The sequence below is a fragment of the Streptomyces sp. NPDC006259 genome, from assembly GCF_042870975.1.
Taxonomy (GTDB): domain Bacteria; phylum Actinomycetota; class Actinomycetes; order Streptomycetales; family Streptomycetaceae; genus Streptomyces.
Map to the genome: position 1 here is coordinate 1 of NZ_JBIAHY010000004.1, position 7,871 is coordinate 7,871.

At 70.6% G+C, this 7,871-nt stretch carries 8 protein-coding genes and 1 rRNA gene; all 9 read left to right on the forward strand.

The features are described from left to right. Positions 1-95 (forward strand): 5S ribosomal RNA (rrf, locus tag ACFYO5_RS16590); the annotation flags it as partial. Between the two features lie 79 nt (positions 96-174). Then, positions 175-837 (forward strand): HAD family hydrolase, encoded by a 663-nt coding sequence (locus tag ACFYO5_RS16595; protein WP_388709286.1) that lies wholly within the window; start codon positions 175-177, stop codon positions 835-837. Between the two features lie 60 nt (positions 838-897). Then, positions 898-2,124: an MFS transporter gene (locus tag ACFYO5_RS16600; RefSeq protein ID WP_388709288.1), complete on the forward strand. Its 1,227-nt coding sequence runs from the start codon at positions 898-900 to the stop codon at positions 2,122-2,124. After that, positions 2,075-3,247, forward strand: a complete 1,173-nt coding sequence (locus ACFYO5_RS16605) for an acetoin utilization protein AcuC (protein ID WP_388709290.1) — start codon at positions 2,075-2,077, stop codon at positions 3,245-3,247. Before ACFYO5_RS16600 ends, ACFYO5_RS16605 begins: the two co-directional genes overlap by 50 nt. A 442-nt stretch (positions 3,248-3,689) precedes the next feature. Beyond that, positions 3,690-4,487, forward strand: a complete 798-nt coding sequence (locus ACFYO5_RS16610) for a phosphatase (protein WP_388709292.1) — start codon at positions 3,690-3,692, stop codon at positions 4,485-4,487. A 134-nt stretch (positions 4,488-4,621) separates the two neighbouring features. Beyond that, complete coding sequence (locus ACFYO5_RS16615; protein ID WP_004984898.1) at positions 4,622-4,834, forward strand: helix-turn-helix domain-containing protein; 213 nt, start codon at positions 4,622-4,624, stop codon at positions 4,832-4,834. A 155-nt stretch (positions 4,835-4,989) separates the two neighbouring features. Further along, entirely contained in the window at positions 4,990-5,088 is a 99-nt protein-coding gene (locus ACFYO5_RS16620; protein WP_003948845.1) for a 30S ribosomal protein bS22, read from the forward strand. A gap of 306 nt (positions 5,089-5,394) precedes the next feature. Further along, entirely contained in the window at positions 5,395-6,456 is a 1,062-nt protein-coding gene (locus tag ACFYO5_RS16625; protein ID WP_388709294.1) for an NAD-dependent epimerase/dehydratase family protein, read from the forward strand. A 14-nt stretch (positions 6,457-6,470) separates the two neighbouring features. Further along, the gene (locus ACFYO5_RS16630; RefSeq protein WP_388709296.1) at positions 6,471-7,568 is read left to right on the forward strand and encodes a lysophospholipid acyltransferase family protein; all 1,098 of its coding nucleotides are present in this window, start codon (positions 6,471-6,473) and stop codon (positions 7,566-7,568) included. Positions 7,569-7,871: the final 303 nt, after the last annotated feature.

Sequence of the window (7,871 nt, forward strand, 5' to 3'; positions counted from 1 at the left end):
AAACGCCCGGTCACATTCCGAACCCGGAAGCTAAGCCTTACAGCGCCGATGGTACTGCAGGGGGGACCCTGTGGGAGAGTAGGACGCCGCCGAACAATTTTTGGGAGAACCCCCGTGCCTTCAGGCACGGGGGTTTTCTGCGTTCGGGAGCTCTTCACGTTCTAGGATCGGGTTATGCGCTATGACCTGGTCGTCTTCGACAATGACGGTGTGCTCGTCGACAGTGAGTCGATCTCCAACCGGCTGCTGGCCGCCTATCTCACCGAACTCGGGCACCCGACCTCGTACGAGGACTCGATCAGGGACTACATGGGGTCCGCCATGCACCGGATTCACGACCTGGTGCGGGAACGGAGCGGGGAGCGGTTGCCGGCGGACTTCGACGATGTCTTCCACGCGCGGGTGTTCGCCGCCTTCGAGCGGGAGTTGAGGCCCGTGGCGGGGGTGACCGGCGTGCTGGAGAAACTCGCCGCGGACGGGGTGCCGTACTGCGTCGCCTCTTCCGGGAGTCATGAGCGGATACGGGTGGGGCATCGGGCGACCGGGCTGGACCGATGGTTCGAGGACGCGCGGATCTTCAGCGCGCAGGACGTGGGGAAGGGGAAACCGGCGCCCGACCTCTTCCTGTACGCGGCCGAGCGGATGGGGGTGGCGCCGGAGAGGTGCGTCGTCGTCGAGGACAGCCCGCTCGGGGTGCGGGCGGCCGTGGCGGCGGGGATGGATGTGTACGGGTTCACCGCGATGACGCCGGCGGCCAGGCTCGCCGGTGCCACGGGACACTTCGCCGACATGGGGGAGCTGACCGACCTGTTGCGGGGAGTCGGGCGCCGAAGCTGAACCATATTCATCTTTGGCTGGATCTACCCACGAGTACGCCGGGGCCCTACGCTCGCCGCCATGACAGAAGTGCTGCGGCGCGGTAGGGCCTCACTGGCGTTCGGCTTTTTCGCCCAGGGCGTCGCCTTCGCGCTGCTCGTGACCCGGATCCCGGCCATCCAGGACCGTTACGGGGTCTCCGACGCGCTGCTGCCCGCCTTCCTCGCCGCCGTGCCGATCCTCGCCGGCATCGGCAGCGTGGCCACCGAGCGGCTCGTGAAGCGGGTACCGCCCAGTCGGTTGCTGCGTTGGTCCCAGCCGGTCGTGCTGCTCGCGCTGCTCGGCGTGGGAGCGGGAGACCGGATGGCGGTGCTGGGTGTCACGCTCGCGCTGTTCGGGCTCGCCGTAGGCGCGTTGGACGCCTCGATGAACATGCTCGGGGTGAGCCTCCAGCGGGCGTACGGGCGGAGCATCATGCTCAGTTTCCACGCGGTGTACAGCCTCGGTGGGATCGTCGGGGCCTCGCTGGCCTGGGTCGGGGCGCACTGGCATCTCGCGCTGTGGGTGTCGTACCTGCCGGTGGTGCTGGTGCTGGTGCCGGCGGTGTTGGTGGGGAGCCGGTGGTACGTCGACGGGCAGGGGCCTGACGCCGCCGCTGAGGCCGGTTCGGCGGGGGACGGCGGGAGCGGGGGTGTGGTCTTCAAGGCCCTGCTGCCGTTGTGCCTGGTGATGACCTTCGCGTACATCGGGGACTCGACCGTGTCCAACTGGAGTGCGAAGTACCTCCAGGACGTGCTGGGGAGCTCCGAGCAGCTGGCGACCGTTCCGTACAACGTCTACATGGTGACGACGCTGCTCGGGCGGGCCATCGGGGACCTCGGGGTGCGGCGGTTCGGGGCCGTGGCGGTCGTACGGGTCGGGGCGTTGGTGGCGGCCGCGGGGTTCGCGGTGGTGGCCGTGGCGCCGGGGGCCTGGGCGGGGATGGGCGGGTTCACCCTGGTGGGGCTGGGGTTGTGTGTGCTGGTGCCGCAGACGTTCGCGGCGGCGGGGAGGCTGTTCCCGGGGGCCTCGGACGCGGCTGTGGCCCGGCTCAACGTCTTCAACTACGTCGGCTTCCTGGTCGGTTCGCCGTTGGTCGGGGCGCTGGGGGACGCGTGGAGTTACCGCGGCGCGATGGCGGTCCCGATGGTGTTGGTGCTGGTGACGTTCGTGTACGCCAGGTCGTTCGCTCCTCAACCGGACCGATACGGTGGCGGGCATGAGCGGCCGCGCACAGCTGATGTGGGACGAGGCAGTAACCGGGTATGACTTCGGTCCGGATCATCCGATGGATCCGGTTCGGCTGGCCCTGACCCGGCGACTGGTCGACGCGCTCGGGCTCGACCGGGAGGTGGAGATCGTGTCCGCCAAACCGGCCGGGGAGTCGACGCTGCGCCTCGTCCACCGCGAGGACTACATCGAGGCCGTCAAGGCCGCGTCCGCCGATCCGCGGGCGGCGGACGCGTCGTACGGGCTGGGGACCGTCGACGATCCGGCGTTCGCCGGGATGCACGAGGTGTCGTCCTTGATCGCCGGGCTGTCGGTCGGGGCGGCGGAGGCGGTGTGGCGGGGCGACGCGCTGCACGCGGTGAACTTCTCGGGCGGGTTGCATCATGCGATGCCCGGGGGCGCGGCCGGGTTCTGCGTCTACAACGACGCGTCGTTGGCCATCGCGCGGTTGCTGGAGCTGGGCGCGCGGCGGGTCGCGTACGTGGATGTCGACGTGCACCACGGGGACGGGGTGCAGGCGGCGTTCTGGGAGGACCCGCGGGTGCTGACGATCTCGCTCCACGAGCATCCGCGGACCCTCTTCCCGCAGACCGGGTGGCCGGAGGAGACGGGGGCCGGCGACGGGGAGGGCGCCGCGGTGAACGTGGCCCTGCCGGCGGGGACGGGGGACGAGGGGTGGTTGCGGGCGTTCCACGCGGTGGTGCCGGAGCTGGTCGCTGACTTCCGGCCGGACGTGCTGGTGACTCAGCACGGGGCGGATACGCACTTCGAGGATCCGTTGGCCCATCTGGCGGTGTCGTTGGACGCGCAGCGGGCTGTGCAGGTCGCCTGCCATGAGCTGGCGCATGAACACGCCGGGGGGAAGTGGGTCGCCCTGGGTGGGGGTGGATACGCGGTGGTGGACGTGGTGCCGCGGTCCTGGACGCATCTGGTGGGGATCGCGGCGGGGCGGCCCGTCGCGCCGGAGACGGTGATTCCGCAGGGGTGGCGGCAGGAGGTGTTCGCTCGTACGCGGCAGTTGGGGCCGATGCGGATGACCGACGGGCGGTGGCCGGTGTCCTGGGCGGAGTGGGAGGCGGGGTACGACCCCGCGGATCGGCTGGACCAGGCGGTGTTGGCCACTCGGCGGGCGGTGTTTCCGTTGCGGGGGTTGTTGGCGTAGGGGCGTAGGGGAGTAGGGGCGTAGGGGCGTAGGGGCGTAGGGGAGGGGGCTGAGGGAGGGGGAGGGTTGGGTGGGTGTGCGGGTGGCGGAGCTGTGGGGGTGCGGGTTCTGAGGGGTTAGCCCCCGCCGGCCTCACCCATTCCCTGCCCCAGGGGCTTCGCCCCTTCGACCCCACCAGCGGCTTCGCCTGGGGACTCCGGTGGGCCCCGCGCGGGCCGCTCACCGTGGTTCCCGAAGCTTCGGCCGCGGCGCTGCACCTCCTCCCCTCCCCTCCCAGCCTCTCCCCGGTAATGCCTGCCGGGCGGACTTGGGGGCTCGGTCGTGCGGGGATGCCGGATTGCGTTCGGCCGTGGTCTTACGCCAACCGTGGAGCCTTCTCCCGTTTGCCTGGTGGGGTGGGCGGGGGGTCCGGCACGATCTCAGGGTGTCGAGTCGGGGCGGGATGTCGGACTACGTGGTTCGCGTGGGGCTTGCGGGTGTGGTGGGGACCCAGAGGGAGGGGAGTCTTCGGCGGTACCGGTTGTTCGCGGCCCGGGATCCTCGGGTGTTGATCGGGATCGACCCTGAAGGGGCGTGGGGACAGCGGGAGTTGATCGCCCTGATGGCGGAGAAGTGTGGGGTTTCGGCCGATCTGGAGCACACTTCGGGGCATGATGTGATCGACCCGGAGCTGACCCTTTCCGCGCTGGACGCCTTCGCGGACCGGATCGCCGTGGTTGCCCAGCGTGGTGGGGCGGTGCTGCTCGGGACCGGACATCCGCATCGGCTCCTCGGGTTCTACGCAGGGATCGCAGACGCTTTGTCGGCGGCGGGATGTGTTGTTCTCACCCCGGCGCAGGGTCGTCGTGTCGACATAACGACCCGGTTCGGTCTACGCACGCTCGAACTCGCCTACGTGAGGGGTGTCGGGTTGGTGCGGGAACCCGGGCCCGAGCGCCCCGGTGGTGCGACCGGCGCGCACTCCCACTCGCCGCTCCCGGTTCGGCTGGCCCTGGCGGCGGCCGCGGAGGCCGGCGGACCCTTGCCGGACCTGGTGATCGGGGACCACGGCTGGGCCTGCGGGGCAGGTCAGCTGGGGTTCGAGACGATCGGGCTGGCGGACAGCGACGATCCCGCCCTCTTCGTCGGGGAGGCCGAGGGAACCCTGTCCGTGGTCGTTCCACTTGACGACGGCGCACGCGCCGAGTGCTACCTGCCGCTCACCCGCTACGTACTCCATCGGGCATGTCTCTCACCGTAGGCCCCCGATGGCTGCACCTCTTCCCCACTCGCATCACCCGCCCCTACATTGGGGAGTGAGCACGCAACGACGAAGAGTCACCGGAAGGGGAAGCCGGTGGCCGTCGAGTCGAGTGCGGAAGGTTCAGGTGTGTCATGGCTGCAGCTGGCGAGAGGCCTCTGAACGAGGTTCAGTTCCTTACCGTGGCGGAAGTCGCCTCGGTGATGCGAGTGTCGAAGATGACCGTGTACCGACTGGTGCACAGCGGTCATCTGCCCGCGATCCGGGTCGGAAGGTCCTTCCGCGTCCCGGAACAAGCGGTTCACGAGTACCTCCGCGAGAGCTACGTGGGGGTGGAAACCGCCTGACGACAGGGTGGGGGGACCCGCACCACAGGGGACTTCCAGGTCCCTCCGCCGCCTCGATTACGACCTCAGCGCTCGGGCGGGTAGGCTAGCCCCTCGTAGGTCGTATGGGCCCATGGCGCCCAGCACCGAGTGATGAGAAGTGAGCGAGGGTAGTCGTGGGCTCTGTTATCAAGAAGCGGCGCAAGCGGATGGCCAAGAAGAAGCACCGCAAGCTGCTCAAGCGCACGCGCGTTCAGCGTCGTAACAAGAAGTAAGTTCGTTCGGCGCGAACCGCGAAAGCGCGGTGTGGCCCCCCAGCCGGTGATCGGCTGGGGGGCCACACGCATGTCCGCCCTCCGTGCGACGGGCTGGACCCTGTGCGCGGACCCGGACGGGCAGGGTGGCTGATCCGGTCGTGCGGCCGACCGGTGCCGTGGCGTGGTGCATCGGGTGGTCATCACGGCGCAACACCGACCCGCTAAGTTGGCGCGGAGCGGGGAACGCGGCAGGGTAGGGACCGCGGCGGCGTGCGGAACGCGGCGGGGCAGGACGGGACCTAGTGCGGAAGGAAGGCGCTGATCTTGGGCAAGGTCGTGCTGGTGACCGGGGTGGCCCGTCAGCTGGGGGGCCGGTTCGTACGACGGATCCAGCGTGACCCGGACGTGGAACGGGTGATCGCGGTGGACGCCGTGCGGCCCGAACACCATCTCGGCGGTGCCGACTTCATCCAGGCCGACATCCGGCAGGCCGCCATCGCGCGGGTGCTCGCCGAGACCGGCGCCGACACGGTCGTACACCTGGACGTGACGGCCACCGCGCTCGGCAGCGGAAGCCGGACCACGGTCAAGGAGACCAACGTCATCGGGACGATGCAGCTGCTCGGCGCCTGTCAGAAGTCGCCGAACGTGAAGCGCCTCGTCGTGAAGTCCAGTACCAACGTGTACGGCTCCGCGCCCCGCGATCCCGCCGTGTTCACCGAGACGACCGCGGCCAAGTCGCTGCCCAGCGGCGGGTTCGCCAAGGACACCGTGGAGGTCGAGGGGTACGTCCGCGGCTTCGCCCGGCGCCGTCCCGACGTCGCCGTGTGCGTGCTGCGGTTCGCCAACATCCTCGGGCCGACCGCGGAGACACCGCTCGCCTCCTACTTCTCGCTGCCGGTCCTGCCGACCGTCCTCGGCTACGACCCGCGGCTCCAGTTCGTGCACGAGGACGACGTGATCGAGGTGCTGCGGATCGGCTCGCACGAGCCCGGCCGGGGCACGCTCAACAGCGGCACCTTCAACATCGCCGGTGACGGTGTACTGCTGCTGTCGCAGTGCTCGCGGCGGCTCGGCCGGCCCACCGTTCCGCTGCTGCTGCCGGCCGTCACGTGGGCGGGCACCCTCGTGCGTACGCTGGGCATGACGGACTTCTCGCCCGAGCAGATCCGACTGCTCACGCACGGCAGGGTCGTGGCGACCGACCAGATGCGCGAGACGCTGGGGTTCACGCCGAGATACACCACCGCGGAGACGTTCGCGGACTTCGCACGCAGCCAGGGGCCGGGTCTCCTGCCCCCCGAGGCCCTTGCCGGGGCCGTCGACCGGATCGCCGCGCTGCCCCTCGCGGGCGGCGGCCACCCCCCGACGCAGAGCGCCAACTGAGGAGCGCATCAACGATGGCGGACGCCAAGGTCATTCCGTTCGACGACGACCGGTCCCGCGGGAGTGCCGTGCAGCGGCCGTCGCGGCGCCGGAGCGTGGGGAGCCGGCGCCGGAACGGCGAGCCGGCGCCGGTCCGCGAGATCGGTGAGGCTGCCGGGATCGGTGAGGCCGGTGAGGTCGGCGCGGTTCAGGCCCTGCCCACCAGGGCCGTTCCGCAGGATGATGTGTCTGTGACCGGTGAGGAGCAGCGGCAGCAGCCGGACGACGGCGGCGGTGGCCTGGAGCGGCGTATCGCCGGCGGGCTGTCCTTCCTGCGCCGCCGGCTGACCGGTGACTACGACGTCGACGACTTCGGCTACGACCGGGAGCTGACCGACCAGGTCCTGATGTCCCTGCTGCGCCCGGTGTACGAGAAGTACTTCCGGGTGGAGGTGAAGGGCGTCGAGAACATTCCGGCCGAGGGCGGTGCGCTGATCGTCGCCAACCACTCCGGGACGCTGCCGCTGGACGGGCTGATGATGCAGGTCGCCGTCCACGACCATCATCCGACGGGCCGTCATCTGCGGTTGCTCGCCGCCGACCTGGTTTTCGTGCTCCCGGTCGTCAACGAGCTGGCCCGCAAGCTGGGGCACACCCTGGCCTGCTCGGAGGACGCCGAACGGCTCCTGGCGCAGGGCGAGCTGGTCGGCGTCATGCCGGAGGGTTTCAAGGGCATCGGGAAGCCGTTCAGCGAGCGCTACAAACTCCAGCGGTTCGGCCGGGGCGGCTTCGTGTCGACGGCGCTGCGGCAGGGTGCGCCGATCATCCCCTGCTCGATCGTCGGGGCGGAGGAGATCTACCCGATGATCGGCAACGCCAAGACGCTGGCCCGCGTCCTGGGCTTCCCGTACTTCCCCCTCACCCCGACGTTCCCCTGGCTCGGCCCGCTCGGCGCGATCCCGCTGCCCACGAAGTGGACGATCCAGTTCGGCGAGCCGATCCCCACGGACGGTTATCCGCCGGAGGCGGCCGAGGACCCGATGCTGATGTTCAACCTGACGGACCAGGTGCGGGAACAGATCCAGCACACCCTCTACAAGTTGCTGGTGCAGCGGCGGTCGGTGTTCTTCTGACGGGCGGGTGCCGCGGCGGGGCGCCCCGCCGCCGGCCGGGCCGCCGGAGGCCGCCGGCGGGAGACCGGTGCGGCTGTGCCGAGCCCGCGTAGCGGTGCGGGTGCGGCCGGGGGAGGGGCCGGATCACTGGCGCGGCGACGGTCTCGCGCGCTTCTGCCCGGTCCTCTTCCGAGCCGCGCGCGGACATGCCCGTACGGCGGTGGGGGGGGCCGGCCGGGGGGGGCCCCCCCCCCCCCGGACGGGGCCGGGGGGGGGCGCGAGTCCGGGGCCGCGCGGTCGGTACCCCCGCCCCGCCGGGGGGCG

What these genes read in the sequence shown, in the direction of transcription:
- ACFYO5_RS16595 (WP_388709286.1), top strand. Translation starts at nt 175, where the DNA reads ATGCGCTATGACCTGGTCGTCTTCGACAATGACGGTGTGCTCGTCGAC.
- ACFYO5_RS16600 (WP_388709288.1), top strand. Translation starts at nt 898, where the DNA reads ATGACAGAAGTGCTGCGGCGCGGTAGGGCCTCACTGGCGTTCGGCTTT.
- ACFYO5_RS16605 (WP_388709290.1), top strand. Translation starts at nt 2,075, where the DNA reads ATGAGCGGCCGCGCACAGCTGATGTGGGACGAGGCAGTAACCGGGTAT.
- ACFYO5_RS16610 (WP_388709292.1), top strand. Translation starts at nt 3,690, where the DNA reads ATGTCGGACTACGTGGTTCGCGTGGGGCTTGCGGGTGTGGTGGGGACC.
- ACFYO5_RS16615 (WP_004984898.1), top strand. Translation starts at nt 4,622, where the DNA reads ATGGCTGCAGCTGGCGAGAGGCCTCTGAACGAGGTTCAGTTCCTTACC.
- ACFYO5_RS16630 (WP_388709296.1), top strand. Translation starts at nt 6,471, where the DNA reads ATGGCGGACGCCAAGGTCATTCCGTTCGACGACGACCGGTCCCGCGGG.